Source organism: Bradyrhizobium sp. CCGUVB23 (assembly GCF_024199885.1).
GTDB lineage: Bacteria > Pseudomonadota > Alphaproteobacteria > Rhizobiales > Xanthobacteraceae > Bradyrhizobium.
The window spans coordinates 445,703-472,679 of record NZ_JANADQ010000002.1; the positions used below are offsets into that span (position 1 = coordinate 445,703).

Sequence of the window (26,977 nt, forward strand, 5' to 3'; positions counted from 1 at the left end):
TTTCGGCCATAGCTCATCACGATGCAGTCGTGACCAAGCCGTGTGATCTGACGATGGAGACCGTAGACCGTAGACCGTAGCCGGTCGGGCCGGCTTCGTAGCAAAAGGCGAGGTCCCGGTGCCTTTTGGCGAGCTTCGTTATCAATCGCTCCACCGCATCAGGCGCACTGTCGATCTCGATGAAGCGCACGTCGCCATCGCGCCCCGCCTCGGCTACGGCTACGGCTACCGAGATCTTCAGCTTCGACGTATCCAGTCCCACGTAGATTTTGCTATCCTGCCGCACGGCTCGTCCTCCTATGTGAGAGGCTCGGCCCCGGCCCACCCGGCGCAACCCTCGCTCATCGCATACTGCGGACGAGCCACCTCTCGGACAACGAACATACGGTCTGCCAGATCGGAGTGTTCGGCTGCTAAGTGTCGCGGCATGGCCATGCCTTCATCGACCGGGCGCTCTACCTGCCAAAGGAATGGACGGACGACCCCGCTCGCCTGAAGGCAGCGCATGTACCGAGCGATGTGGGCTTTGCGACGAAGCCCAAGATCGCGCGTCAAATGATCACTCGCGCGATCGTCGCAAAGGTGCCGTTCTCGTTCGTGGCGGCGGACAGTGTATGGCACCGGAGAGATCGAAACCCTGCTGCGCAAGGCGGGCAAAGGTTATGTTCTGGGTGTTGCTTCCAATCATGTGTTCCGGTCCTGGGGTAAGCAGCAGCCTGTCGCCGGCACCGCCGCCACGATCGCGCAAAACCTTCCCAAGAAGGCCTGGCGCCGCCTGTCGTCCGGCGGAGGGACCAAAGGTCCGCGCTGGCACGACTGGGCCTATCTCGAATTGGCCGATCTCGAAGTCAGTGAACACAACGACGAGCTTGCCGGGGAATGGACGCGGGGTCTTCTGGTCCGCCGCAATATCGCCGACGGCAGCTTGGCCTTTTTCTCCACATGGTGCCCCAAGGGTACGTCCATACAGAAGCTGGTGTCGGTGGAAGGCCATCGCTGGGCCATCGAGGACAGTTTCGAAACTGCTAAGAACGAGCTCGGCCTTGATCACAACGAAACCCGCTCCTGGCATGGCTGGCATCGCCATGTCTCACTCGTCATGCTTGCCTTCGCCATGATGGCCGTCATCCGTCATCGGGCCAACACCGGGCCATCGCTCAAAAAAACGCGACCGCGGCCTCGACCGAAGCCTCGCTTTTGATCCGCTGGTCGATCCAGGAAATCCGCCGCATCGCCATGAAGCTTGCCCAGCGGCGCATCCGGCACGCCCACATCCTCGCATGGTCGTCCTGGCGCAGAGCCCATCAGGCCAACGCGCGCAAAGCCCATCTCAAGAAAAAACGGTTTGCGGTAGGGACGCTCATTGCTGAGCGCCCCCCGCGCGGATCCGGACGAGCCCAATTAAGGCATCCGGCTCTTACCTTGGGTATGTGACGGCGAAGCGCTGTTGTGGCCAGGGATGGAGGATACGGGGTTGAGGGAGCCATTCATCCGCCAACTTCGTCATGCGGTCCCACGTGAAGCGGTCTCGTTGGCTTCGCCGCCGAAGCGTTCGACGCCAGAGATCGGTCACATAGTAGCGGAACGCTGAGAGCGTCCGCCCATTTGTAGGAACCGCGTAGTAGGCGAAGTGGCCGGCGACGACCTGTCTCAGCCATGCACCCTGGACGAGGATCGGTTGGTGCATCCGACGCCGCAGCTTTTCCTTGATGTCCTGAAGCTTCCTCCGCAGACGGTCGCGACGGGTCTTCCTTTCGAGCAGGAAGTTTCCTCGGCGTGATTTACCGCAGATGTGGGTGAAGCCCAGAAACATGAAGGTCTCCGGTTTGCCAAGGCCGCGCCCCTTGCGGTTGACCGCCGCACGGCGACCAAACTCAATCAAGCGGGTCTTGTCTGGGTGGAGTGTCAACGCGAATGCTTCAAACCGTTCACGCATTGCATCAAGGAAACGGCGAGCGTCGTCCTCATGCTCGAAGCCAGCCACGAGATCATCGGCATAGCGCACGATGATCATGTCGCCATGGGCCTCTTGCCGTCGCCAGCGTTCGGCCCAAAGATCGAACGTGTAGTGCAGGTAGACATTGGCGAGCAGCGGCGAAATCACCGATCCTTGCCCCGTGCCCCTGTCGTCCACGGTAACGACCCCGTCTTCGAGAATGCCCGCCTTCAGCCATTTACGGATCAGGCGGATGATGCGCTTGTCGCCGATGCGGTGTTCCAAGAACTGGACCAGCCAGTCTTGGTTCACACTTCCGAAAAAGTTTTGCACGTCGGCGTCAAGTATCCAGTTCACCTTCCGCGTGGTGATCGCTACCGCCAGGGCGTCCAACCCATCATGTGGGCCCCTACCGGGTCGAAACCCGTAGGAGAAACCGACGAAGTCGCCTTCGTAGATGGCGTTGAGCACCATGACGGTCGCGCCTTGGACGATTTTGTCCTCCAAAGCCGCGATCGCCAGCGCTCTCTCCCGGCCGTCCGCCTTCGGAATATACGTCCGACGTGACGGTTGGGGACGATACGCTCCTGTGTGGACCCGTCGGTGCAGATCCGCAAGCCGGGGCTCCAGATCTGTCTCGAAGTCCTGCCATGTCACACCATCCACGCCGGGGGCTGCTTTGCGCTTGAGCGCGTAGAAAGCCATCCGGAGCGTGTCGGTATTGATATGGTGGAGAAGCGCTGTGAACCGCTCCTTCTTCCTCTGCCTTGCGGCTTGCCGTACGCGATCAAGCTCCTGGATCACACGATCCCGGCCCTGTGTCCGGAATGTGCTTTGCTGTCTCGCGTTTCCCTTGGTCCCCGCCCTTCGCTCCATCGCCTCCGCCACCGTACCTCCGGCTTTGTTCGGCGACTTCATTGCTACTATGGCGGAGTCAGACTTCTCCTGATCGTTCATCGGCGGCTACAGCTCCTCGCCTTCCCGCCGCGGACCAGACTGCTTCCATGAGCATCTGGCCGACCAAGAGACCTCCCGGTTCCCGTACAAGAAGCTTCTGCACATGCCAGGGTCTGTGACCACGCCGCGACTGGGCGCTCGCGATATCGCACCCTTTCGTATTGCCTTCCGCTCAGTTGACAGCGTCGGCTCTCGGGAAAACATTCTTTCGCGGCTCCATGGCTGGCCTATGCGCTCCCCTGCCGACGCTTCGCCGACATCCTCGCGGACGCCTGCGCACGGCTCGGGGCCGATGTGGATCGCTATTCCTTCATCGCAGTGGACTTCCACCACCTACTCCTTGCCGGTCTCCCGGCGCACCAACTGTAATGCTTCTGTAATGGGCCTTTGTTCGTCAAGTCCCTCTGAACAAATCTCATCGCCAGGATCATGCTTCTGTCCGTGGTCGGCACGAAGACCGCCACACCATGCCATCAGATCCAGAGCCGACAGGTCAATCTAGGACGCGTGATCTGCCGCAGCATTCACAGCACTACTCACGACCTTGCCAAGCCCTCGTCCCGGCGACGGGACCCTCAGGAGAACGTACCGTTTCCGGCTCGTTCCGAATCTTCTCTATCTCCTATGCAGCCGCAGCGGTCTTGCTCCAGCGGAACGCGGTCGCGTCCACCCACATGCGATGCAGCACAACGCCCAACTTGCGAGCAAGGGCCACTTTGGCGCGCTTCATGCCGCGCCGTCGCGCAACCTCGAGTGCCCAGCGCTTCAGGCTCGAGAAGCGTGTCGCACGCGTCAGCATGATATGCGCCGCTTCAAAGAGCGCGGTGCGCACCATGGCGTCGCCGACCTTGCTGATGACGCCGTCCCGGTCGGTCTCACCCGACTGATACTTTTTCGGCGTGAGCCCGAAGTAGGCGCCGATCGTACTGGATTTTACGAACCGCGATGGATCATCTACCGCCGAGCGGTATGTCAGGGCGACCAAAGCACCGACACCAGGTGTGCTCATCAATCGCCGGCAAACTTTGTCGGCCCGCGCGATCTTCAGCATCTCGCGATGCAGCCTGGTGAACTCGTTCCACAATGCCATCCTCGCAGCGAGCATCGCGCCAATCACCGTTTCCAGGGTCACGTGCCCCGCTGTCAATTCCCGAATGCGCGCTTCAAACCGTCCACGGCTCACTTCGCCGACCTTCAGCCCATAGCCACGCAGAATCCCGCGGATGCTGAGTTCGACGTCGAGAAGCTTGCCTTGCAGAAGCTTGCGCCCAATGAGAAGGGCGCGGGTGTTCTTGCAAGGCACCGATTTCGCGTGAACCGGACGGTACCAGCCCATCCGCAGCAACTGAGCGATCCCGCGGGCATCCTTCCGGTCGGTCTTGACGGTCATGGCTGAGAGTGCTGCTTTCACATGCCGTGTCTCGAGCAAAACCGCATCGCGTCCGCCGGCCACAAGCCCGGCATGCAGCCACTGCGACAACGGCCCTGCCTCGAGCCCAATGCGGCTGACAGGTAATTCCAGCTCGTCGAAATAGCCAATAAGCACCTCAGGCTCGCTGGCGACCTTGACCTCGCGGACGACCTTTGCCAGTCCCGTCAACAACGCAGATGCTGCTCTCTTTCAAAGACACGTCGATCCCCGCATAATAGCCCATGGCTGTTCCTCACTTGATGCCTGGAGCCGATCATTCGGACTCCGTTTCAACATCATCATTCTGAGGGACAGCCACCTAACCTGGCTAGCCTCGCGAAGGCCGGCCCATTACGGCATCTAGATGATTGCGCCTGCACACGCCTCCATTCCGATCAGACAACGCGGAACATTGGCCAGCGACTGGTCAAGCTGATTTCTCGACCGCTTCTTGCGTAGCGTGATTGCGCCTGTGGCATCGAAACCAACAACATGGAATGTGTTCTTCCCGAGATCGATTCCGATCGTGACAATGTTCGTATTCGACATGGCTTGCGCTCCTGCTGCTGCCCCGCCGGGGCTCCACGTTGCCGCTGAGAGCGGGCGTGGTCCATGCCATTAACTCGTAAGGTGCAGCGGCCTTGCCCTTGCCGATGCACTCCACCTCCGGGGCATGGAAGGAACAGAGCTTCCAGCCGCGCTGGCGCTGCGAGCGGATCTGCAAGGCTCGGCCAAGCGGGAGAGCGAACGCGTTCTCCAGTGCTGGCTGGCCCTCGATCTTGCGCTGCTCGAGGAGATGGGCGAGCCGCTGCTCGACGAGTTGAACCGCATCTTCAACCTCCAACCGGGTCCGACGCTCCGCCACGACGTGGCTCACGGGCCGCTGTCGGAGGGGCAGCGCTGCTCCGCCGATGTCATCTACGCCTGTTGGCTGCTCTATCGCGTGTGCTGTCTGCCACTTTTGACCGGTGGGATGAGTTCGTACGTCCCGGCCTTGCGCTCGAGGAGCCGGGGCGGTAGCGCCTCCAAGGGAGCAATTTACGTGAGGCCACGGTTCAGCATCCGGTAACAATTAAGGCGAGGCAATGCGATGGGCCGTTAGCCGAGCCCTTGCAGCACCAGCCGGTTCAGCTTCGCGGCAAACGCCGCCGGGTCTTCCGGCAATTCGCCGTCCAGAATCTGCGCCTGTTCGAGCAGCAGCAGGCTGAGGTCGTCGACCGTTGTTGAGCCGGCCTGGGCCCTGGTGATCGCCGCCACCATCGGATGGCGCAGGTTAATCTCGAGGATCGGCTTGGTGCGCATGCCGCGGTTCTGCTGCGCCAGGATGCGCTCGAGCTCGCGGCTCGGGCCCTCGGTGCTTGCGACGAGGCAGGACGCGGAGCTGGTGAGGCGGGTCGAGGCCTTGACGTCGCTGACGCGCTTGCCGAGCGAGACCTTGATCACGGCGATGGTCGAAGCCTCATCGGCGGCCGGCTCGTCCTTCTTCGCCTCGTCCTTCTCGTCGAGCCGCGGGATCAGGTCGAAATTGAGATCGCCCTGGCCCAGCGACTTCAGCGGCTTGCCGTCGAACGACATCGGCATCGAGGTCCAGAAGGCATCGACGGGATCGGTGAGCAACAGCACCTCGATGCCGCGGGCAGCCGCCGCCTCCAGGCGCGGACTGGACTTCAGCCGCTCGATGCTGTCGCCGACGAGATAATAGATCTCGGTCTGATTCGGCTTGAAGTCGGCGACGACGTCCTTCAGCGAGCGCTTCTCGCCCGAGGTCGTCGTGAAGCACGACAGCGCCAAGAGCTTCTCGCGGCGCTCGAAGTCCTCGTAAATGCCTTCCTTGAGGACGGCGCCGAAGGCCTCCCAGATCTTCGCAAAATTCTCCGCGTCCTTCTCGGCGAGGCTTTCGAGCTCCGAGACAACGCGGGTGGCGACCGCTTTGCGGATCTGCGCAAGCTGCGGGTTGTTTTGCAGCATCTCGCGGGAAATGTTGAGCGGCAGGTCCTCGCTGTCGACGACGCCGCGGATGAAGCGCAGATTGCCCGGCAACAGATCGGCATCGTCGGTGATGAAGACGCGCCGGACATAAAGCTTGACCCGGCCCTTGCGCGACGGCTCGAACAGGTCGAACGGTTTCGTCGACGGCGCAAACAGGAGCACGGCGTAGGAATAGCGGCCTTCAGCGCGATAATGCAGCGTCATCGCGGGATCGTCGAAGGCGGTGGCGATCTGCTGATAGGCCTTCTTGTAGTCGTCAGCCGAGAGTTCCGATTTCGAGCGCTGCCACAGCGCGCTCGCCGAATTGATCTGGCGCGGCTCGCCTTCTGCCGGCACGAGCTCGATGGGGAAGAGGATATTGTCGGAATAGGCGGAGACGATGCGCTGGATCTCGTAGTCTTCCAGATACTTCTTCGCATCCTCCTTCAGATGCAGCACGATCTCCGTGCCACGGCTCACGCGCGCGGCATCTTCGTCGCTCGCCCGCGCAATCTCGAAACCCGAGCCGCCCGACGAAGTCCAGGTCCAGACGTCGCTCTCGCCGGCCCTGCGGCTGATGACGAGGATCCTGTCGGCAACCATGAAGGCGGAATAGAAGCCGACACCGAACTGGCCGATCAGGCCGAGCCCGTCCTTGGCCTCCTTCAGCTTCGCCACGAAAGCCTTGGTGCCCGAGCGGGCAATGGTGCCGAGATGGTCGATCAGCTCCTGCCGCTCCATGCCGATGCCGTTGTCGGCGATCGTGAGCGTCTGGGCCGCCTTGTTCGGAATGATGCGGATCTTGAGCGCGTCGCCCTCACCCAGCAGCGCCGGATTGGCGATCGCCTCGTAGCGGAGCTTGTCGCAGGCGTCCGAGGCGTTGGAGACGAACTCGCGCAGGAAAATATCGGTTTCCGAATAGACCGAGTGCACCATCAGGTGCAGGAGCTCGGAAACCTCGGCCTGGAAGGGCAGCGTGTGCACAGCCGTATCTGTGGTCGTCATGCGTTCACCCGGTTTATCGAAGAGGAAGAAACCCGGATATAGCGCGAGGAGCCAGAGGATCAAGGGGATGTGATGGGGCGGCCCCAATTTCGAGACGCCGCCCACCGCAACTTCCCCGTCTCCTAGGTGTTTTGGAGCACGCCCGAGCTCGGGATTCAGACGCGGTTGCGTTGCACGTGAAGTCGCGGCGCCGAACTTACCTATTCGCAGCCCAGGTCGGAGTTTATTAGCGTGTTCGGTCTGCAGAATAGCAGTACCCGTCCCTTGCTAATCGCGCTCTGAGCGCCCCAACGGGATTCCATCATTGACGTTGCCTGCGCTCACGAGGAAGAGGATGCTGTAGGTGAAGGCCAAATAGTCCAAGGCGCGGCCCCAGGTCGATATCTTGCCAGCGAATGGTTTCGTGCGATCGCCGAGCAAGAGACTGACCACAATGACATTCGGGCCGCCATTCGCGCGCATCTGCATAACGGCCTCCACGATGACGTCGACCACGAGCCTGTCGTTGTCAAAGATTTCATCTCCCAACGTCGGCGCGTACATCACCGGCCGGAAGTAGACGCGTCGACTGATCGGACTCGGCGGATCGTTGAGGTCGCCGTGGAGCACGATCGACGGGCTACGGCCTAAGCGCCCTGGCTGTTCGGGAAAAGCGCTATATGTTCAGGTCGATCCCATCGCTGGAAAGTGGACGGCGCCAGCGTGCTCGATGAGTTCTATCGGCTCAACAAGGATGATCCGAACTACTCGTTAGTAAGCACGAATTTCCCCGCACCTTTTGCTGTTGAGTACTCTGATGCATGAGGTGTCCACCAAAATAGGTGGACACCTTGTGATGTCAGACGATGATCAGAAACTGCGGGTAAGGCTTGTTGGTCGGAACGGTCGACGCCGTTACGACGCCGCATCGAAGGACCGCCTTGTCGCGGCCTGCCTTGCGCCTGGCGTGTCGGTATCGAGACTTGCGCTCGAACATGGGGTCAATGCGAACCTTCTTCGGAAATGGGTAAAGAAGCGCACGGAGACGCTGTCTGTCCGGCCGTCCTCACCAGCGGCGTTCATCCCGGTTCAGATTGAAGGGACTGCTGATCGGGCACTGTCGGGACAGAGCCGCATGGATGCGGTGGATTTGCCGGCGACTTGTGATGGGGTGCGTGGATCGGCACCGGAAAGGGCTGCGACGTTTTCCTCTCCAGCCAAGGTGAGCGCGTCACTGTCGAACGGCGTGAAGCTGACGCTGGAATGCGGTGATGTGAATGTATTGACGGCGATCATCGGAGCACTGGGACATGTTCAGACTGGGCGCTGACCTGAAAGTCTATCTGCATCGTGAGTCGATCGACTTCCGGGCCGGCATCAACAGCCTTGCGGTTCTGGTCCAGGAAACGATGGCGCTCGATCCGTTTGCTCCGGCGGTTTTTGCGTTCTGCAATCGCCGTCGTGACCGGATGAAGCTCCTGTTCTTCGATCGGTCCGGCTTTGTGCTGATCCTGAAGCGGCTGACCGAGGACAAGTTCCGGTGGCCGGGCCGCGAGGCAGCGGTGATCACGCTTACGACCGAGCAATTGCACTGGATCCTCGACGGGATCGATATCGATGCGATGGTCCGCCATCCGGTGCGGCAATATCAGGTTGCTGGTTGAGGGCCTCGAATTGAGCGGTTGACGCGGCGGCATGCTTTCGATTCAAGAATCTGATGAATCGACCCGGCGAACCGGCTGTTGAAGAGTTGATGGCGCGCATTGCTGCGCTGCAGGCAGAGAACCGTCAACTCACCGAACGCGTCGTCAGACTCGAGGAAGAGCTGGCGCTTGCACGACTGCATCGTTTTGCGCCGCGCAGTGAAAAGCACATTGACCGCCTCTTCAATGAAACCGAACAGGCTGCGGATGAGGACCCCGCCGACAACGAAGATGACGATGTCATTGCTCTGCCGGACACGGGCTTGCCGGCGACCGAGGGGGCGACGGGAAGGAAGCGCGGCCGCAAGGCCTTGCCAGAGAACCTGCCGCGCGAACGCGTCGAGTATGACCTTCCCGACGACCAGAAGGCTTGTCCTTGCTGCCGTCACCAGATGCATCGCATGGGCGAGACCGTTAGCGAGCAACTTCATATCGAGGTGAAGGCGAAGGTTTTGCAGAATGTGCGGTTCAAATATGCTTGCCGCCATTGTGACCGTACCGACATCAACACGCCGGTCGTGACCGCGCCGATGCCTGCACAACCCTTGCCGGGCAGCATTGCTACGGCCTCGACGCTGGCCTTCGCACTCGTCCATAAATATGTCGATGGCACGCCGCTCTATCGTCTGGCGAAGGCCTTCGAGCGCGCTGGTGTTCCCGTCAGCCGCGGCGCTCTGGGCCACTGGGTGATCGGTTCGAGCGAGAAGCACCTCGTTCGTATCTACGACGCGCTAACCCGATCTATTCACGAGAGCACGGTCGTTCTTGACGTCTGACGAGGGCTGGCGGCTGGCGTGGGTGACCGTCCGGCCTTTTGTCACCGGGTTCTACATCAAGCTGTTTTGTACGCGTTGGAGGAGTGGGGCGGGTGAGCGGGCGCAGGCCCGGTCGGTTACGGGCCTAGCGGGAGCAGCGCGCCGGGCAAGCTGCGGAAGAGGTCGGCTTCGGGGCATGCCGCGGCGAACGCAAGGCGAATGCGGCTCGCGGTTTCGACGACCCGGGCTGCGATTTTCAAGAGACGAAGACGCAGCGTCGCGAACTCGGCAGTGGCCAATTCCCGGACTTTGGGAATGGCGCCGCGCACGGTAAGCATCAACCAATAAGCGGCGGTGTGGAGAACGAGACGGACCTGGTTGGCGAGCGCCGAACGGCAACTGGTGCGGTCGGAGGCGAGCTGCGTCTTATGCAGCTTGATCAGATTTTCGGCTTGGCCGCGCGCGCAATACAGGCTGTCGTAGATCCACTCGGCCGAGCCGACATCGAGGCTGGTGACGACGAAGCGGATGTCGAGGCCGAGCATCGTCGCCTCAATACGGGCGACAGTGCGCCGTTCGTGATCCCAGGACTTTGCCTTGTGGCGCGTCTCGGTATAGCCGCGCAGAACAGGCAGGTTCTCGATGGCGCGTCGCGTGCGAATGTCGTCGGCGACCTCGTCGACTTTTCTGGCGAGAGGCTTGGTACCGGACAGACCGAAGATGTAGTCGATGCCGTTGTTCTCGCACCACGTCATGGCCTCCGGCCGAGCATAGTGCCCGTCGCCACGGAACGTAATTCGCGTCTTGTGCCACCGCGTCCGGATATGCCGTATCAGGCGGCGCAGATGGGCACGCACCTCGACGCCGCCCGGCGTCTTGCCGGGCCGCAGCACGACCGCCACGGGCCGGCTCTTCTCCGTGTCGTAGACGTGGATCGGCAGGAAGCAGCGTTCGTCATAATGAGCGTTGAACAGCGAGAGCTGCTGATGGCCGTGGACGACATCGCAGGTATCATCGATGTCGAGCGTGACGGATGCCGGCTCGCGCGGGTAGCTATCCATCCATGCGTCGACCAAAGTGTAGGTCAGTCGGATCACGTCGCGCAGGCGCGGAGCATTCTCCAGGCGCGACAGCGTCGGTTGGGAACACAGATCGCGACCGCTGTCCGGCAGCCGTCCGCAGGCCAGCTTGAATGCGGGATCGGACCGCAGATGATCGAGGTCGTCGGCGTCCTCGTAGCCGCAGCAGATCGCGAACATGCGCGCGCGGAACATATCGACAAGGCTGTGCACGACCCGCGTCGGATCGCGCCGATCCGGGAACACCCGGGCCAAATTGTCGGCCAAACCGAGACGCCGCTCGGCCATCGCCAGAAGCATCACGCCCCCATTCGAGGTTAGGCGTCCACCATCGAAGGCAGCTGTGACTTTCTTGGCGTGAACGGCTGGAAACGAGAAGGGCAAAATCGTATCATCGGTCATGGCGGGCGTGGCGTTCGCGGTTGAGGTGATGGGATTGGCTTCGCAACCGAATCCTACGCCGCATCAGCGCTTTACACCACGCTCGCCAGCCTCTCAGGCGCCCTCTCGCGAATAAGACGGGCTAAAGCTACGGTTGCGGTCGCAGACCGTCATCCATGGCGACGAGACCACCGTTCAGGTGCTGAAAGAAGCGGGCAAGGACCCCACCAGCACCTCGTATATGTGGGCTTATCGCAGCGGCGAGGATAGCGAGCAGCCGATCGTGCTGTTCGATTATCAGCCTGGTCGCGGACAGGAACACCCGCAGGCCTTCCTTGGCGACTATCGTGGCATCCTGATGAGCGATGGCTACGCGGCCTGGCGCACATTGAAAGGCGCCACGCACGTCGGATGCATGGCCCACGCCAGACGGAAGTTTGTCGACGCCCTCAAGGCCAGGAAGAAACCGGGTGGGCCACCGGCCCAAGCCCTCAAGTTCTTCGACCAGCTCTACCGGATTGAAAGACAGGTGCGGGACGAAAAGCCCGGCGACGGCGAAACGCAGGTCGATTACATACGCCGCTTGCGCCAGAAACACAGCCTCCCGGTCCTGGACGCCCTCAAGGCGTGGCTCGATGCAATCGCTCCCAAGGTTGTGCCCGACACCAAGCTTGAGGATGCGGTCTCCTATACGCTCAACCAATGGGAATATCTGACGCGCTACGCCAAGGACGGCAGCATGCCGATCGACAACAACCTTCTGGAACGCGATATCAGGATTTTTGCCTGCGGCAGGAAAAACTGGCTCTTCAGCGCTACCGTGGAGGGAGCCAGGGCCAGTGCCGTCATCTATAGTCTGATGCTGACTTGTCGGGCCTGTCGCATCGAGCCCTTCGCATGGCTGAAGCACGTCCTCGCCCAGTTGCCGACACGCCCCGATGAAGCCGATGTCCAGGATCTTCTGCCCTTCAACTTCAAAAAGTTGCCAGCCTGAGCCGCCACCACTGCCGCCGCCGCATTACCCCGCTCTACGACGTGCATCGAAATCCGCGCTTACGCTTTTCCGGATGACGGATCTGGAGATAGCGCAGCGGCGCGAGCAGTCGAAGGCTCGAGATCAAGACCACCAATGGGCACGCGCGGACGCAGTTCTTGGCTGTCCCGCACCCAGTACGAAGTGGCCGCCCAAAATCCGTCGACCTACCGTGTCCGAAGGGTCTTCCACTTTCAAAATGGCGCCGAGATGTTCGACATCAAGCCGCCCCTCGAATCCGGCCTGCGGCTCATCTGGGACAAGTACGCGGCCGTTCCGAGGTGATGCCGCTCATCTGAGGCGGGGGGCCGGGAAGCGGAGCCGCCGCGAGTCGCGCCGCCAAGCCGCAAAGGAGCTTCGCATATCGCCGCCGAAGCCGCAGCCCGTCGACCTACCCTCCCGGTTCTACCCGCTGCTGACTGGCATCCTGGGACTGCTCGCTTTCGTCGCCCTGCTGATCATGCTGTGGCGGTAAAGCCCGTGGCCGCGGCGGCTCGCGCCGCCTTCTCTTCGGCGATCGCCATCTCGCACATCGTCCTGAACTGCTGGAACGTGTTGAGCAGCAACCGGGCGCGCCTCATGAACTTCTCGAACCGCCAGTAGTCGAACGATTCCGCCGTTACGAAGTCGTCGCTCTCAAGCATCTTCGAATGCTAAAGCACCATCGGCAGGCCCTCCGGAACCGGCGCGGTCTCGCCCGGCGCAGCTCGCCGATCAAGGCCGAATGAGATGCGTGATCCGAAGCACTTTCGGCGCCTCGATCGACGGGAGCAAACGTTCGTATGTATGGACATGGCACGTTGCGCACTTAACTTATGAATCAATATTTTGCGAGCCTGAACCAGCTAACCAATCGATACTCTTTCCTGATACAGTCATGCCCTTCGACAGAGAGTCTGATTACGCAATCTGCAGGCATCCTTCCGGTCGCTATATCATCCAGGAGCTACGGGCTGATGGCCGTTTGGAGCTATTAGTTGGGAGCTTTGATTCTGCCGCTGCCGCTGAACGATGGGTTCTGGGCAGGAGCACCAAATGCTCCGGAGCGGCCAGGATCGCCGAGTTGCCGTCGGCGATATCCAGCGGGCGTGACAGAAAAACCGTGCATGCTCCGAGTGGATGATCGCATTCCCCAATGTCGACGACGGCATCAGGGAATCACGAATCGCCCAAAGGCAAAATCCAAAAACGCCAGAAAGCGTGGTCCAACACCCCGCTTTCCTGCAAAAGCGAATACTGTATCAAGACCAATTCTGCTTATTTCTCTTACCGATTCGTATTTCTTCACGGACAAGAACCGCATTCTGCTCGACAACTACTACCCTTCTCCAGCGACCTCGAACGGAAGATACAGGTCTTCGTCGAACCTACAATCACGTCCACTATGACGAGAGCATCAACAACCTCCCGCCGGCCGATGTTTACTTCGGTAGGACTGAGGCGCTCCTAGCTGAGCGAAACCGTATCAAGCGCAACACCACTGCCAACCGTGGCGTGCAGCATCAATTGCAAGCGGCTTAAACTCAACCCCCTGATGAGCCAGAGCCTCCGTTTTCGAAACGCCTGATCCGTCTCGAATTAGCTGACGACTCCCCGTAAAAGTACGGGGCATCGCTCTTGACACGATCGCGCACATGGAGCACGCCGGGAAACATAAACTCAGAAAAGAACAACTCCGCCGTAGTTCGGATGGGTTTTCGCTTTTTGACGATCGCCCCTATTAATAACTTCTTTCTGCTTTTAACTGCATTCTTTGCTCGGCCTGATCCAGGATCTGCATTTTTCGGATGCTAGCCGATACGCAGCGATAAATAGTTAGAGAGACACGATGCGAAGCATTCAAAATCTACGGATTGGTACGAAGCTTGCGATCTCCTCACTTATCAGCCTCCTTCTGGTCGGCGGGATGATTTGGGTCCAAGTCAACGGCAACACCTCAACGCGCAGAGCCGATGAATATGTTATCGAGCAGTCCACGATCGTCCAAAATGCGATCGACGCAAAAGCCTCTGCCCGCGGTATGCAGATTGCCGGCCGCGACGTGAGGCTGGCGAAGACGCCGGAAGAGCTTCAGTCCGCGCTTCTGTACCTGAACGAACGGCAAGATAGCGCCACGAAATTCGCTAATGAAATTCTGAAGCTTGCGCGATCGCCGGAGAACCGCGGGCGAGCCGAGAAGATCAAGATTTTAACACAAGAATACGTCGAAGGCGTGAGAGAGAGCGGAGGCCTTCGCTCTGAAATCATCAACCTTCATCAACAACTCTCGGTTGCCAATGCTGATCAAACTGGCCTCATCCCAAAGGCTTCAGCGCTCGATGAGAAGGAGAGCCGGCTTGCGAAGCAGAAGACCGGCCCTCTCGCGGTCGAGCTGGGCGCACTCGCAGACAAGATCGTCGAATTTGCCAAACAGCGGGCCGAACAGGCTCGGACGATGTCGCGGCAGGAGATGTCATCGGCTGAACGAAATTCCCTAGTAATTGGGGCCGCGGTCACTTTCCTACTCATTGGTGCATGTGTCTTTTCAGTTGTCACCATCGCACGGCCTCTGCAAGCACTGACGGCGGCCATGCGTGAACTCGCCGGCGGCAATTTTTCTGTTGTACTGCCCGGGCTCGGAAGGAAGGATGAAATAGGAGACATCGCGAACGCCGTTGAGTCGTTTAAAGTCCAGGCCGAACAGAAGGCTCATGCCGAAGCCGACGCCAAAGCGGAGCAGGATCGGATCATGGCAGAGCGACGAAAGGCTGACATGAATCGTCTCGCTGATCAATTTGAGAGCGCCGTCGGCGAAATCGTAGAGACGGTCTCCTGTGCTTCGACAGAACTGGAGGCGTCGGCCGGCACCCTGAGCGCAACAGCGGAGCGGGCAGGGGAAATGGCTGGGGTCGTCGCCGCCGCATCAGAGGAGGCCTCGACCAACGTCCAATCCGTTGCATCCGCAACGGAGGAGCTGTCATCATCGGTCAATGAAATCAGCCGCCAAGTCCAGGAATCCGCGCGTATGGCGGGCGAAGCGGTGGGCCAGGCCCGGTCCACAACTGACCGTGTGAGCGAACTGTCGAAGGCCGCCGCGAGGATCGGCGACGTGGTCGAGCTCATCAACACGATCGCCGGACAGACCAATCTTCTCGCGCTCAACGCGACGATCGAGGCTGCTCGCGCCGGCGAAGCAGGGAGGGGTTTTGCCGTCGTCGCTTCGGAAGTCAAGGCGCTCGCCGAGCAGACCGCGAAGGCGACGGGTGAAATCGGTCAGCAGATTTCGGGCATCCAGGCTGCGACGGCAGACTCGGTGGCTGCGATCAAGGACATCTCGGGAACCATCGAGCGCTTGTCAGAGATCTCATCGACGATCGCCGCTGCCGTAGAGGAACAGGGGGCTGCTACTCAAGAGATCTCCCGCAACGTTCAGCAGGCGGCCCAGGGTACCATGCAAGTCAGCAGCAACATCGTCAACGTCCAGCAAGGCGCGTCGGAGACCGGATCGGCGTCAGCTCAAGTGCTGTCTGCGGCCCAGTCGTTGTCATACGACAGCGGCCGCCTGAAAGATCAAGTCGCGCGGTTTCTGACGAACGTGCGTGCAGCATAATTTCGAGAGCTGGGGACCCGCTATGGGACAAGTCATTCGGTTGCAACGCGCGGACCTGTTCTCTCTCGCGCCCGACGAGGATATTCCGGAGGACTATCACCGCTTATCGAAGGAGGAGCTGAAGCGCGCCATATCCGGCTGCCTTGAGGTTCGCCATCAAATCGGGGTGCTGATCGAGCTCGCAGTCCAGGCCGAAAGGATGATAGACAACGTTTCCGACGAGAGATTGCAACATGCGTTGCGCGAAAAACGAGTCCGAGCGCATGTTGAACTGGTCAGCGTGCTTTCAGAGGTTTCGAGGACAACCATGACGCTCGTGACGACCCTTGCGGGGAACGCTAAATCCGATGAATAACCGGCGCAGGGAATAAGGATCTGCCGCCGATCTTGATCGGACCGGTTCCTGGCTCGCAGGGCACGACGGTCGTGTGGCTGACTGACGCGTTCGAGCCCGTCCGTGGCCCGCGCGGTCTGTGCTTTACCATCCGAAGCGCATGCGGGAATGTTGGCTCTAGCAATTGCCCCAGCGGCGCAACCCGCACGCCCGCGTCCTCGCATGATCGTTTTGGCGCAGGGCTCATCAGGCAACTGCGCGCAAGGCCTCATAACAAGCAATTGCAACTGCAATGCTCGGCGGCCTAACGAGGTCAAAGACTCATTTGGAGGTAAAGCGAACCGCCAGCGGTTTCCCAGCCAAGGCATTTGCGAAGCTGTCAGTTAGTGGGATCGGGAGCGCGCGATCGAGCGCCTCGAGTATGGAAGCAACGAAGGCGCGCTGCAGTGATTCGTCGCCATCAAGCTTCGAATAGCTTATGCGCGGCTTGCCAATCAGGGTTCCGTTGCGTCGAAGCGAAAAAACCAGCGTGATCTCCATACTTTCCGTACCTGCTGGAGCACGCCAGCAAGGCGCCAGGGAGGGCCACAGCTCCGGAATCGAGTTCACCGGTTGCTCGCTGCGACACGGTGTGGTTTGAGCGTCATCCTGCGATCGCTTGGCCTTGGTTTGTGCTTCAGCTTGCGGCTGCCTCAGCGGATAAATACGATCGAATCTGATGAGATCGCTGCTACCCCACGCTTTGGCCAAGATCAGTTTGAGCTCTGGAGAGTAATAATCGACAGAGACAAGCCGCGGGTGGGCAGTGGTGTCCGATTGCCGGCGCTCGATTTTGAGGACGGAATATTTGCAGGCACCAACGGAAAATTGCTCTTCGCCTTTCACCGCCAGCTCAACGTGCAATTGCCCCCGCTGGCCGTCGCTTTCCGTGGTGAACTTTGCGCTGACATCCTGACCTGACCTTAGCGGAAAGAGCTTTTTCAGATCCGATTGCGGCTCGAACTTGGTTCTTCGGCCGCGGTCCAGCCGATCGAGTTCAAACAAGCCTTCATACAGGACAAGCTCGAGCAGAGTCTCTCCGGCGTAGCGCATGACATTTCGGACGACGCCATCTTCGCCGTGAAAGATTTCACTCTTTTGCTGCTCACCGCGCTCGACGACGAACCCATGCTGACCCGATTGTCTATCAGGGCAGTCTTGTGCGAGTGCATAGGTGTGAATGCTGATCGAAAAATGACCCCCATCGGCGTCGTCGGGACCCCTTCAGGCCATTGATTTCATTAAATTGAAATGATGGGACCCCCACGCCGATCATGGTTGAGACCCCACGCCGAAACACAGCCAATACGCGCAAATGCTGGACGAGACCTTCATTCCGTCCGACCGTGCGAGCCTCCTGACATTCGTTGAGCGGGAGGAAGGCTCTTGCACTGCCGATTCTCGGGAGTTCATGCCGGACAGCTATTGTCAGTGGATAGCTTCCACCAGATCCTTTCTTGCCAGCAATCCCAGCCCGGCCAATCTCGATCTGCGGATAAAAGACAGCCAACGCGTCATCGACAAGGAGGGGTGGGATAGCTGGTGGGCCCTCTTCGCATCCTTCGTTATCTCGTTCCAGGATGAAAACCCCCGGCGCAATGTCGTCGATACCAAGTCAATCACAGGCCGCGCACGCCTGACGCTCGATCTGCAAAGAATGGCAGGCCACGCGGCACGTATCATCGTTCGGTCGATGGAAAAGATCGTCCGGACCGAAGGGGCCGCGCCGTCAGGGAAGGGCACAAGCGTCAAGGCCGCGGAGCCAGCCGGATTCGTACCCGCCATTGAGGGGCTCGGCCGTTATGCGCTCTGGCCGTTGCTCCTCATATTCGCTCTGGCGGTGCGCTTCATCAAGGTCACAGCCGAAGTGACCGGCTGGGTGAAGTAGCCGACGGTCGGCTCTTCCAATGGTCCAGCTCGGGCGAGTTTCAGTGGCGCCCGCTTCTCGGGGCAGAACCGCCAGGTGTGGCGATCTCTCATCGTTACCGTTCAGCCTGCAAGGCGGCGCTCGCCGTCAAAACCGAATGGTGCCCGCCTACGGCCTGCCTCCCATTACGGCGAGGCGCTACGCGCTTTTGACCGCTTCGCTCATTCCGCCTTGCGCGTCCGAACGGCAACGCGATCGCCAATCACGGCGGTCCGTAGCCGAAGGACCGACCATGAAACTCCTCACTTCCGCCCAGCGCCAGAAGCTGATCGACAATGGCCGACGTCAGGTCTCCGTCAAGGGCACGCCTGACGAGATCGACTTCGAGCCCGTCGTCAAACTGTTCAATCCGTGTGGCGCCGCCACCTGGCTGCTGACCGAGATCGATCCGTCTGACGAGACGGTCGCCTGGGGCCTCTGCGATCTAGGTATGGGGTTTCCGGAATTCGGGACTGTCAACCTGACCGAGCTTGCCGCTTATCGCGGACGCCTTGGCCTGGGCATCGAACGCGACCTGCACTTCAAGGCGCGCGGGCCGATCTCGCGCTATATCGAGGCGGCGAGCAAGGCTGGACACATCGTCGAAAATATCGATCGAGGTGACGCAAAAGACGAAGCTTGATCTAGCTCCTGAGATGGCCGCGACCAATGGTGTCGCGGCCATTTTTTCTTGCGACAGACGCCGACGAAGGCTACGTCCGCTTTGTCGCGGATAGCGACCAGCGGTCGGCATCTCATCCGACCGTCTCTCTTGAGCCTATCGGCGGCCAAAGTACGGGACTAAACACCTAGATCCTTCCCCGGCTGACAAGGTGGCGCTCGTGGCTCGGCCGAAGTCAGCGGTCTCGCTCAGTCCTTGTTGCGGCTGTCGGACGGGTCGCGGCCACAGCCATTACGTGCGACGCGCTAGGAAGACCCGAATGTCGTTTTGCTTACGTGACGGGCCCAACGTTGCCGTGTATGGCACGCCACCAATGGTGAAATTCGTCTGCTGCCGGTCGTCGTTGTTCGGCAACACGCCCATGTAGTGCATTCCACGCATGAGATGCTCAGGCGCCCGTTGATCGCCGTGTTGCCAGGCCGGGACGTACATTGTTAGATCCGGCGCGGCTGGCTGCGCGGGAGGCATGTATGGAGCCCCAAAAATCGATGCCTCGGCGCCTTGCTCCCACGATGGGCTTGGCTGATTGACGCTTGGTGCTGGCGAAGGTGCCTCCATTCCGCGCCAAAAACTCGACGTGTTGCCCCAACTCTCGGCAGGCACCTGGCCCCGCTGATCCACCCCCGCCCAAAACTCCGCCGAATTGTAACTGGCCGCCGGAGAAGCGCCGCGCAGCGGCACCGTATCAGCCGCTTCCCAAAGCTCGTCCTGGTTGTAACTTGAGACCCGCGACGGAGATGATTCATGCACTGGCGACGGGGGTGACTCATGGACTGGCGACAGGGATGGCTGCTGCACTGGCTGGCTCGCACTCCCCTCCGCAGCACCCGAGGTGCCTTCTCCAAGAGTCTCACGGTACTGCTTAAGCATGCGTAGCCCCCCTCTGACGTGGACGTCACCTGGACACAGCGTCTCAGCATAGTCCTTCAGCGTATCGTCGCTAAGCGCAGCGAGAGACAAATTGTAATTATCGCGGAGCCTTTCAGATAGCTTACGGAGGCCCGAACTGTGCTGCTGTATGGAGCTCGTCGCAAGCCCCCCGCGGATCCGCCGCATGATGCTCGTCGATCGCCTCTCGCGCGCCGCATTACCTGCCCTCTCGATGAGATCGGCGTCTTCGGGAGTTACCCGAGTACCAGGAGTCCCACGGTACAGCCGAAGCATGCTCAGCCCCTTCCTGATCTTGGCTTCACCCGGGAATAGTTGCTCGGCATAAATCTTCAGCGACTCGTCGTCGAGCCGAGAGAGAGACAACCCGTGAAGGTCGTGAAGCCTTTCAGATAGCATACGGAGACCCGATCTGTTGTGAACTAAAGTTGGTTCGCTTATGGTTCTGTTCGGTGCCGTCCGTGCCGCATGACCCGCCCTCTCGATGAGGTCCTCGTCTTCAGGTGTTGCCCTATACCGCCTATACCGCCTTCCATCATCCGGAGCGCCCGGCTGGGCAGCCTCTTCGAGGTGCTGCTCAAAGTTGCCTTGCGCAGCCTGCTCGGGTTGTTCCGCCTGCCGCTCCTCCTGCTGTGCCACCATGGCGTAGTACGCATTTGGGTCGAATCCAAATAGATTGAAGTTGTCTCGGTCCATCTTAGTCTCCTACGTTCGTCGATCACGTAAGCATGCGGCCAAGATGCTACTCGGGCCGGCTGTCGGGGAGCTGACAAGCAGCCTACGCAGAGGGAGCGCTGAACCGGAGCGGCGGCCGCTCGGCAATCAGGGTCGTTCAGGTTGTTTCGAAGTGGCCTTCGCATCTACACCAGCTTGAGCTTGGCACCTTCATCAATTCCGTTCTTGGTCACCCGAAGTCACCAAACGGTGCGCATCCTGCCGACAGGCGTGACGAGCTTAAGCGCGCTATTCGGGAGGCCTGGTACTGGCTGGAAGGTGCCGCCCTTCCGATCCCACATCCCGGATACCTTGAGCCCAATACGCTTCGTGTGCTCAGTCGCCGCGCGCTGAAGCCTGGGAGAAGAGCCCGACCCTGTTCGTTCCTTCGGCGCAAGGAGGCTGCCCAAGGAGTCCTTGCATCTTGCGATCAGAGAAGACGTTTGGGCCCATCATCACGGGGGAAAATTCGATACGGCCGTGTTCGAAGCGATGAACGCGGTTGAGGTCGCCGTGCGGGATGCCTCGAAACTCCCAGCAGGGACAAGCCGCAGAATGATCGTGCCGGCAAAGCTTACGAAATTCGCTTGATGTCGCACTCGCCAGTTCTTCGACGACCGGCACCGAGAATCCGATGCGCCGTGTCAACACACAGCATCAAGCCCGCGCCTGAGCATGAGCTGACACGTCGAGAGTATGCTGCAGCTTCTGGCAGAACTCATAGATTCGCCATCGTCATTGGTGGATCGCTTTCAGACGCGTCAGCTTCTCGAAAGCTAGCTCTCCTAACATGAGAACGTGGGTCTCTAGACGGCGCTGTCGCCTATTGACCGTAACGGAAATGAACGTCGGGCCTGACGCGCAGGACATGGTGGCGACATTTTTGGTGAGCCGACAGGCAGTGGGCCAGGTCCCGGTCAACATTTCCATCAGGTCTTGCGTGTTGTTCGTCGTGAACACGGCGGCGCACAAGACGCACTTGTGACGGTCATCAATGTCACATCCGGGGATGCACCATGTCGCTCAGTAACCTTTCGCCAGCCAGCAGCCGAAATCAGCCTCAGCCGGCGTTTACCCCGGGGCCACGTTGGCTCTGGGACCTTCTGCGCAGACGCCGGGCCTGACCCAGCAAAGCGCATTTTCGAACTTTGGATCGCGAGGCAGTTGAGTGAGCGCCTTACGAAATGAACAGTCGCTCAAATGTCGACGTAACCCAAAAGTTCGGCATCCTTCTGACCGATAGGTTGGACTCGGGCTCCTCAAACGACCTCCACCCTCACATCCGAGTATAGTGCTATGCAGCTCAACACCTCTTCGTCATCCGCCAGCGCGGTTCCAGCTCTGTTCGTGCTTGCTCCGGAAACTACGGCCTTGGGTCCTTCCGTGCAGTCGCCCGGTGAGCAAGGCGACCCCTTCGAGGCCATGTTGTCCAGTTGCGCGCGGGAAGCCAAATCCGAGCTGCCGTCCCCACCACCGGAACTGCTGGACCCAAAGTTGCCTGTGCCGGAGGATCCCCTGGATCTGCTGCCGGCGAATGTGAAGGCGGCGGTTAAGGCCGCGGAGGAGGGCGTTCCCGCACCGGAAATGTCGAATGTCACGTGGAATGACGGCACGCTAACCAATGCCGAGTTGCAGATCGTGGCAGTGCTGAACCGCCATAAGGATCAGTTGCCCCTCTGGTGGGGACACATCACGCCCACCGACTTCGATCCATCAGTGCCGCCGGATCTGAAAGCCGCAATCCAAGGATTGCACCAGGACCGCAAGCTCTTCGCTGCGCTCGGAGGGACATCCGACTGGAGGTCCTATAGAGTTGCCGATCGTTTGTCCAGCTTCTGCAGCAATCATCCGCAAGTTGCCGCATTCCAGGAGCAGCAGGCGCACAGCTACGAGCAGAACTACATCCCCTCCGATGCTACCGGAAATGGCCAACCGTCAGTCATGACCGTGAACGACGCAATGCGCGAGCTTTACCGGTATTCCGACTACCTGCCCAAGAACCTGAGCCTGGCGGATTTCAAGCAGATCGTCGACGGCAACGCGCATACTGGCAAGAGCCCGCCGCAGGTGATCGCGGCGGCTCAATACTTCCTCGACCACCCGGATGCCTGGAGGCAGCTGTACGGTGGTGCGATTGATCAGGTCCACAAAGAGGATTTCCTTCAAGTCGCTTCATCGTCGATGGGCCTCACGCGAACCGAGCTGAGCACGCTCGACACGATCAACAAGAATCAGGGCGCCTTCTTTGGAGGCGGCGTGCTGACCCGGGACAAGTTGGCGAGCATGGCCGAGGACAAGAGTCTTGATCCGAAGGTACGGCAAGCGGCGTCGCAGCTGCTCTCGGATCCGCTGTTGTTCGCACTGCTGAACAATTCGATTACGGGCTACAAGACCCATCATAAGTTCTTCGACTTCGGTGGCGGACATAGGGTCGATTCCGGTAACATCAGCAACAACGACTTCACGAACTTCTACAGCAACATGTCGGCTGCGAACCGCACCGTTCAGCAGACCAAGACCCATGTTCCCAAAACCGCGGCCGAGCAGTCCGCGGTCGCGGACATGATGATGGGCGTGGCCGACCAGCCCGATATCAAGTCTGTGAAGAAGAACGGCGGCGCCCTCATGCACGCCCTCGACGACGTGATCATTGCTGGATCGAAGACGCTTGCCTGGGCCGCCAAAGAGGTTGGCGTGCTCGACTTCATTCCAGCCCTGGGTCAGGGTTTCAGCCTTGCATCCTTGACCCTCGAATGCGAGTCGGCAGCGGCGAATCTTCTCCACACCGCCGTTAACGGAGACAATATGAAGCAGGCGATGAAGCAGGGGCTCAACGACGCGAAGACTACACTCGACCACGTGCTCACTTCTCAAGCGAAGGCGTTTCACTGGGCCGCCACAGCGGTTGGCGCGCTCGGCTTCATTCCGGGCCTGGGCCAATTGGCCGATCTTGCATCAATGGGCCTCGAATGGGAGTCGCAAGCGGCGAATGTTCTTCACGCCGCCATTAGCGGAGGCGATATTACACAGGCGCTCGAAGAGGCCGGCTTCAGTGACGCGGCGCAGGTGGTGGGCTGTATCTCCGGGCCCGAGGTCAAAATCGCGATGCGCGAGGGGCTAGCGAAAGAACTCATTGAAAGGGCCGCGAATGCCGGGGTCGATTTGGCGGTCTCGCAGGCGCAATCCTATGCCGAGGACTATTTGAATAACCTGAAGGAGCGCCTCGAGGCCAGTCCAATGCAAGCCGCATACGCTCCGAGCCAGGTTGGCACGACGGCATCGTCGCAGAAGGTGGCCTGACGGGCGCATTGCACTCCTCGACGTGGAGGGCTGTGCACTGCTGATGATTCAGGTTAACTCGCTGTGAGGGAGAAAGCGCGAGAGCGTTAGTTTTCCTTGCGTCGAATCTGAATTGGCTTTCGCGTTCAAATCGTCCGTCGGCGCACCCAGCGTCTCCGACAAGAGTGACATCGGGACCGACGCACCATATGGACTCGTCCTGGGTTGCGGGTCCGCCACGTTTCATTGCGCGCTCGAGGGGACCATGTGCTCAACGGTCGCCGCGCCGCCCGCGGAGGGGGTGGGCTGTCTAATTTTAATCACCAGGACGTGGCGAACTTGGTGAACGGCTTCAGCAAATGGCCGGAAGAGGCGGTCTGTCGCCAAGCCACAGCCAACATCGCCACAGAACTCTGTCGCCGCGCCCGCGAGCAAGGGCTCTCTCATTTTAGTCCGCAGGAGCTGGCGAACCTAGAGCATTCGTCACTTAAGTTGACGCATAGCCTGCGTGTCGAAAGTAGTTTGCACATTCCTGTGCTGAGAAGGCATCAAGTACCTCGCCGATCTTGTCCCAGAGTGCGTCGCGGGTTCGCGCGGCGGCCTTGCGCAGGAGAGCCTTGAGCTTGGCGAAGAGCATCTCGATGGGGTTGAGGTCGGGTGAGTAAGGCGGCAGGAAGACCAGCGTTGCGCCCCTGGCCTGGATGATTTTCTTCACCTCTTCGCCTTTGTGAGCTGGCAGGTTGTCGATCACCACCATGTCTCCCGCCGCGAGGGTGGGAGCGAGCACTGCCTCAACATAGGTGAGGAAGGCGTCGCGATTCATGGGGCCATCCAAGACCCAGGGGCGCTGATGCCGTCGCAGCGCAAGCCAGCGGTAAAGGTGGTTGTCTTCCAATGTCCCCAAGGCTGCTTGCCGATCAGCCGCTGGCCTCTGGGACAGCGTCCATAGCCACGGACCATCTTGGTATTGGTCCCAGTCTCGTCGACAAAGACCAGCTTCTTGGGATCAAGGCCTGTTTGGCGGACCCGCCATTGCTCACGCGCCTGAGCAACGTCGGGCCGATCCTGTTCGGCGGCGTGCAGGCTTTCCTAAGAAACGGCCACGCCGGGGGGTGGGCCAACGGGCTGGAGTACGAAGCCGAAGGCCTTCGCTCGCCGATGCAGATTGTCAATCACCCGCTCGCGGTATCGGGTCTCGTAATAGGACGCGCCAGGGTCTACATAGTTCATCCCGTGTTGCACTGCGTTGTAAAACAGCACTGCAATCTTGCGCGCTGTGGCGGTCACTGCTTTGGCTTTGCCGATGCGTGCCGAGAGCCGCCTGTAAAAGGCGCCTAGGGTCTGTACTCAATAAGGATTCCGGCTGAGCCCGGTTTGTGATTCAAGGTCTCCGAAGATGATTTGGAGGCCGGGATGGCGAAGGCGCTCTACCTTTTGAACGATGCGGAATGGCGGCGGATCGAGCCGTTGTTGCCCCGTGGTCGGCGTGGAGCGCGTCGCGTCGACGATCGCCGGGTGATCAGCGGGATCGTCTACATGCTGCGTTCGGGCGGTCGCTGGCGCGATTGCCCGGCGGGGTATGGTCCCTACACGACGATCTACAATCGCTATAATCGCTGGAGCCGTCAGGGGATTTGGCACGACATCTTCAAGGCTCTGACCGGTCATAGCGGCATCTTCGGCACCGTCGCCATCGACAGCACCCACGTCAAAGCCCACCGCTCCGCCGCTGGCGCAAAAGGGGGGACTTCGCGCAAGGTATCGGCCGCTCGCGGCCTCGGGTACTTTTGCTCACCGCCGGCAATGTCAACGACATCACCGTTGCCGCCGATCTGGTCCGCGCTATCGGCCCCTTCCGCCGCCTGATCGCCGACCGCGGATACGACGCCGATCACCTGCGCCACCTGATCAAGGGCCGCAAAGCTGAACCGGTCATCCCCTCGACCACATCAAGGCGCAGCCCTATTCCTTACGACAAACGCGCTTACAAGCAGCGAAACCGCGTCGAACGTATGTGGTGCAGACTCAAAGACTGGCGTCGCATCGCCACCCGATACGACAAACTCGCCAGGAATTACCTCAGTGCAGCCTTCATCGCCGCCGCAGTCACCTATTGGCTCAATTGAGTCCGGACCCTAGCGCGGTAGCGGTTCGTCCCACAGTTGCCGCAGCAAGCCGCAGAAGCGCCGCGGCCCGACTCCCCGAGCGGCGCGTGCGCGCCGAGAGCACTTTGCCACCGGAGATCTTGTTGCTCGGAGCCAAGCAGAGCCAGGACGTAAAGTGCTTCGCGCTCGGCCAAGCGGAGAGGTCGTCGCCGCACTCGGCGATGAGCTTGAGCGCGAGATAGGGGCCGAGACCATTGATCTGGGTAAGGTCCTTGCCCAGTAGCGCGAAGAGCGCTGCGCGAACATCAAACAGCAATGAATTCTGTTGCCGGGATCTGTTCTGACGGGCCGCAGGCAATTTACCTCCTTTGCGACCGCGACGGACGCTCAGTTCTTTCAAGACGGCCTCGATCCGAGCGTCGCAGGCAAATGCCTTCTGTTGGTACGTGTCGTAGAGAGCGAGCGCCTGTTCGAGGGCGAACAGGTGCTCAACGCGGTAGTTACCGGCGAGCGCTTTCTCAATTGTCTCGGCAGTGGCGTGGCAACGCCGATCCCGCATGCACGCCAGCACTGCGGGATCGCGTTCACCGGCAAGGATCGCGCGGATAATCCGCAAGCCGGTCGAACCGGTAATATCGGCGACGACGTGATGGAGCTGCACGTTCATCTCAGTCAAGGCCTTCTGCATATGTTGGATATGAGATGCCCCATACTCCAGCAGGCGCTCACGCTGACGCAGGTAGGCACGCAATTCAGCTATCTGACCCTTGGGCCGAAAGCTTGCGCGCAGCAGACCGAAGGAGTGAAGTCGCTGCAGCCACTGCGCATCACTGACGTCGGTCTTGCGTCCGGGCACATGTTTGGCATCGCGCGCATTGACAAGGAACCCGCAAAGCCACGAGCGTCGAGGAGCTCAAAGATCTGGATCCAATAGACGCTGGTCGACTCCATGACGACCGTATCGACGCCGCACTCTACAAACCAGTCAATCAGCCGATGCAGATCAGTTGTGAAGGTACCGAAGCTGCGTACCGGCTCAGGTGTGCGATCTGCATTTACGGCGGCCATGTGCATCGTGGCCCCGACGTCGATCGCGGCCGCATTTGGATGCACCACCGACATCGTGCCGCGACCTTGGTTGTTCGATTTGTTCCGTCGCATTGCCAATCCTCCCATGAGACCGGAAGGGCTGGGCTGCACTGATGATCAATTTCCTAAACGGGATCGCCTGACG

The 26,977-nt window shown here is 60.2% G+C and carries 17 protein-coding genes and 9 pseudogenes; 13 read left to right on the plus strand and 13 right to left on the minus strand.

Features of this window, described 5'->3' with window-relative positions:
* Nucleotides 1-16: 16 nt before the first annotated feature.
* Nucleotides 17-286, minus strand: coding sequence for a hypothetical protein (locus NLN62_RS50200; RefSeq protein WP_254114134.1), 270 nt, complete (start codon nt 284-286; stop codon nt 17-19).
* Nucleotides 287-384: 98 nt separating this feature from the next.
* Between NLN62_RS50200 and NLN62_RS50205 the strand changes: the two are divergent.
* A pseudogene (locus NLN62_RS50205) lies at nt 385-1,201 on the plus strand (IS701 family transposase); the annotation flags it as partial.
* 216 nt (nt 1,202-1,417) lie between these two features.
* Here the strand turns inward: NLN62_RS50205 and ltrA are convergent.
* The 6 genes and pseudogenes from ltrA to NLN62_RS50235 all read right to left on the minus strand — a co-directional run bounded on the left by ltrA (nt 1,418) and on the right by NLN62_RS50235 (nt 7,772).
* A complete protein-coding gene (gene ltrA / locus NLN62_RS50210; RefSeq protein ID WP_254106362.1) occupies nt 1,418-2,893 on the minus strand; it encodes a group II intron reverse transcriptase/maturase in 1,476 nt (491 codons plus the stop codon).
* Nucleotides 2,894-3,515: 622 nt separating this feature from the next.
* Nucleotides 3,516-4,548 (minus strand): annotated as a pseudogene (locus tag NLN62_RS50215) (IS110 family transposase).
* 125 nt (nt 4,549-4,673) lie between these two features.
* Nucleotides 4,674-4,853: pseudogene (locus tag NLN62_RS50220) on the minus strand (IS110 family transposase); the annotation flags it as partial.
* Between the two features lie 73 nt (nt 4,854-4,926).
* Nucleotides 4,927-5,091: pseudogene (locus tag NLN62_RS50225) on the minus strand (IS5/IS1182 family transposase); the annotation flags it as partial.
* A 311-nt stretch (nt 5,092-5,402) separates the two neighbouring features.
* Nucleotides 5,403-7,277 carry a molecular chaperone HtpG gene (gene htpG / locus NLN62_RS50230; protein WP_254106363.1) on the minus strand — a complete coding sequence of 625 codons (1,875 nt, stop codon included), beginning with the start codon at nt 7,275-7,277 and terminating at the stop codon, nt 5,403-5,405.
* Between the two features lie 267 nt (nt 7,278-7,544).
* Nucleotides 7,545-7,772, minus strand: coding sequence for a hypothetical protein (locus NLN62_RS50235; protein ID WP_254114135.1), 228 nt, complete (start codon nt 7,770-7,772; stop codon nt 7,545-7,547).
* 164 nt (nt 7,773-7,936) lie between these two features.
* On the opposite strand from NLN62_RS50235, the pseudogene NLN62_RS53820 reads away from it, so the two are divergent.
* From NLN62_RS53820 to NLN62_RS50250, 4 genes and pseudogenes are all read left to right on the plus strand, one after another.
* Nucleotides 7,937-8,030, plus strand: a pseudogene (locus tag NLN62_RS53820) (oleate hydratase); the annotation flags it as partial.
* A gap of 82 nt (nt 8,031-8,112) precedes the next feature.
* On the plus strand, nt 8,113-8,586 hold the full coding sequence (locus NLN62_RS50240; protein ID WP_254106365.1) for a transposase: 474 nt from the start codon (nt 8,113-8,115) through the stop codon (nt 8,584-8,586).
* Nucleotides 8,567-8,920, plus strand: coding sequence for an IS66 family insertion sequence element accessory protein TnpB (tnpB, locus tag NLN62_RS50245; protein ID WP_254106366.1), 354 nt, complete (start codon nt 8,567-8,569; stop codon nt 8,918-8,920). Before NLN62_RS50240 ends, tnpB begins: the two co-directional genes overlap by 20 nt.
* Nucleotides 8,921-8,973: 53 nt before the next feature.
* A pseudogene (locus tag NLN62_RS50250) lies at nt 8,974-9,723 on the plus strand (transposase); the annotation flags it as partial.
* A gap of 128 nt (nt 9,724-9,851) precedes the next feature.
* Here the strand turns inward: NLN62_RS50250 and NLN62_RS50255 are convergent.
* Nucleotides 9,852-11,195 carry an IS1380 family transposase gene (locus NLN62_RS50255; protein ID WP_254113927.1) on the minus strand — a complete coding sequence of 448 codons (1,344 nt, stop codon included), beginning with the start codon at nt 11,193-11,195 and terminating at the stop codon, nt 9,852-9,854.
* Between the two features lie 115 nt (nt 11,196-11,310).
* On the opposite strand from NLN62_RS50255, the pseudogene NLN62_RS50260 reads away from it, so the two are divergent.
* A pseudogene (locus NLN62_RS50260) lies at nt 11,311-12,168 on the plus strand (IS66 family transposase); the annotation flags it as partial.
* Between the two features lie 497 nt (nt 12,169-12,665).
* Here the strand turns inward: NLN62_RS50260 and NLN62_RS50265 are convergent.
* Nucleotides 12,666-12,851 carry a hypothetical protein gene (locus NLN62_RS50265; protein ID WP_254114136.1) on the minus strand — a complete coding sequence of 62 codons (186 nt, stop codon included), beginning with the start codon at nt 12,849-12,851 and terminating at the stop codon, nt 12,666-12,668.
* Nucleotides 12,852-14,035: 1,184 nt separating this feature from the next.
* Between NLN62_RS50265 and NLN62_RS50270 the strand changes: the two genes are divergently transcribed.
* Both NLN62_RS50270 and NLN62_RS50275 read left to right on the plus strand, forming a co-directional pair.
* The gene (locus tag NLN62_RS50270) at nt 14,036-15,796 is read left to right on the plus strand and encodes a methyl-accepting chemotaxis protein (RefSeq protein WP_254114137.1); all 1,761 of its coding nucleotides are present in this window, start codon (nt 14,036-14,038) and stop codon (nt 15,794-15,796) included.
* Between the two features lie 22 nt (nt 15,797-15,818).
* Nucleotides 15,819-16,151, plus strand: a complete 333-nt coding sequence (locus NLN62_RS50275) for a hypothetical protein (protein WP_254114138.1) — start codon at nt 15,819-15,821, stop codon at nt 16,149-16,151.
* A gap of 300 nt (nt 16,152-16,451) precedes the next feature.
* Here the strand turns inward: NLN62_RS50275 and NLN62_RS50280 are convergent, their stop codons facing one another.
* On the minus strand, nt 16,452-17,222 hold the full coding sequence (locus NLN62_RS50280) for a hypothetical protein (protein ID WP_254114139.1): 771 nt from the start codon (nt 17,220-17,222) through the stop codon (nt 16,452-16,454).
* A 262-nt stretch (nt 17,223-17,484) separates the two neighbouring features.
* Between NLN62_RS50280 and NLN62_RS50285 the strand changes: the two genes are divergently transcribed.
* Together NLN62_RS50285 and NLN62_RS50290 are read left to right on the plus strand one after the other, a co-directional pair.
* Nucleotides 17,485-18,057 carry a hypothetical protein gene (locus NLN62_RS50285; RefSeq protein WP_254114140.1) on the plus strand — a complete coding sequence of 191 codons (573 nt, stop codon included), beginning with the start codon at nt 17,485-17,487 and terminating at the stop codon, nt 18,055-18,057.
* A 271-nt stretch (nt 18,058-18,328) separates the two neighbouring features.
* The gene (locus tag NLN62_RS50290; protein ID WP_254114141.1) at nt 18,329-18,718 is read left to right on the plus strand and encodes a DUF2958 domain-containing protein; all 390 of its coding nucleotides are present in this window, start codon (nt 18,329-18,331) and stop codon (nt 18,716-18,718) included.
* Between the two features lie 270 nt (nt 18,719-18,988).
* Here NLN62_RS50290 and NLN62_RS50295 read toward each other — a convergent pair whose 3' ends face one another.
* Nucleotides 18,989-20,341: a hypothetical protein gene (locus NLN62_RS50295; protein ID WP_254114142.1), complete on the minus strand. Its 1,353-nt coding sequence runs from the start codon at nt 20,339-20,341 to the stop codon at nt 18,989-18,991.
* 435 nt (nt 20,342-20,776) lie between these two features.
* Here NLN62_RS50295 and NLN62_RS53825 point away from each other — a divergent pair, with 435 nt between their 5' ends.
* Entirely contained in the window at nt 20,777-20,950 is a 174-nt protein-coding gene (locus tag NLN62_RS53825) for a TIGR02391 family protein (protein ID WP_371933170.1), read from the plus strand.
* Between the two features lie 705 nt (nt 20,951-21,655).
* Nucleotides 21,656-23,659, plus strand: a complete 2,004-nt coding sequence (locus NLN62_RS50300; protein ID WP_305881691.1) for an HrpF/NolX family T3SS translocon protein — start codon at nt 21,656-21,658, stop codon at nt 23,657-23,659.
* Nucleotides 23,660-24,125: 466 nt separating this feature from the next.
* Here NLN62_RS50300 and NLN62_RS50310 read toward each other — a convergent pair.
* Nucleotides 24,126-24,727 (minus strand): annotated as a pseudogene (locus NLN62_RS50310) (IS630 family transposase); the annotation flags it as partial.
* Nucleotides 24,728-25,051: 324 nt separating this feature from the next.
* Here NLN62_RS50310 and NLN62_RS50320 point away from each other — a divergent pair.
* Nucleotides 25,052-25,764, plus strand: a protein-coding gene (locus NLN62_RS50320) for an IS5 family transposase (RefSeq protein WP_371933171.1) whose coding sequence is annotated in 2 segments (ribosomal slippage) — nt 25,052-25,390 and nt 25,393-25,764 — 711 coding nt in all. Because the reading frame shifts where the segments join, the coding sequence is not laid out codon by codon here.
* Between the two features lie 4 nt (nt 25,765-25,768).
* On the opposite strand, the pseudogene NLN62_RS50325 reads toward NLN62_RS50320, so the two are convergent.
* A pseudogene (locus NLN62_RS50325) lies at nt 25,769-26,865 on the minus strand (IS110 family transposase); the annotation flags it as partial.
* Nucleotides 26,866-26,977 lie beyond the last annotated feature (112 nt).

Excerpts from the sequence above, each read along its gene's own strand:
- ltrA (WP_254106362.1), bottom strand. The coding sequence starts at position 2,893 with ATGAACGATCAGGAGAAGTCTGACTCCGCCATAGTAGCAATGAAGTCG.
- htpG (WP_254106363.1), bottom strand. The coding sequence starts at position 7,277 with ATGACGACCACAGATACGGCTGTGCACACGCTGCCCTTCCAGGCCGAG.
- NLN62_RS50240 (WP_254106365.1), top strand. The coding sequence starts at position 8,113 with ATGTCAGACGATGATCAGAAACTGCGGGTAAGGCTTGTTGGTCGGAAC.
- tnpB (WP_254106366.1), top strand. The coding sequence starts at position 8,567 with ATGTTCAGACTGGGCGCTGACCTGAAAGTCTATCTGCATCGTGAGTCG.
- NLN62_RS50255 (WP_254113927.1), bottom strand. The coding sequence starts at position 11,195 with ATGACCGATGATACGATTTTGCCCTTCTCGTTTCCAGCCGTTCACGCC.
- NLN62_RS50265 (WP_254114136.1), bottom strand. The coding sequence starts at position 12,851 with ATGCTTGAGAGCGACGACTTCGTAACGGCGGAATCGTTCGACTACTGG.
- NLN62_RS50270 (WP_254114137.1), top strand. The coding sequence starts at position 14,036 with ATGCGAAGCATTCAAAATCTACGGATTGGTACGAAGCTTGCGATCTCC.
- NLN62_RS50275 (WP_254114138.1), top strand. The coding sequence starts at position 15,819 with ATGGGACAAGTCATTCGGTTGCAACGCGCGGACCTGTTCTCTCTCGCG.
- NLN62_RS50280 (WP_254114139.1), bottom strand. The coding sequence starts at position 17,222 with ATGCGCTACGCCGGAGAGACTCTGCTCGAGCTTGTCCTGTATGAAGGC.
- NLN62_RS50285 (WP_254114140.1), top strand. The coding sequence starts at position 17,485 with ATGCTGGACGAGACCTTCATTCCGTCCGACCGTGCGAGCCTCCTGACA.
- NLN62_RS50290 (WP_254114141.1), top strand. The coding sequence starts at position 18,329 with ATGAAACTCCTCACTTCCGCCCAGCGCCAGAAGCTGATCGACAATGGC.
- NLN62_RS50295 (WP_254114142.1), bottom strand. The coding sequence starts at position 20,341 with ATGGACCGAGACAACTTCAATCTATTTGGATTCGACCCAAATGCGTAC.
- NLN62_RS50300 (WP_305881691.1), top strand. The coding sequence starts at position 21,656 with ATGCAGCTCAACACCTCTTCGTCATCCGCCAGCGCGGTTCCAGCTCTG.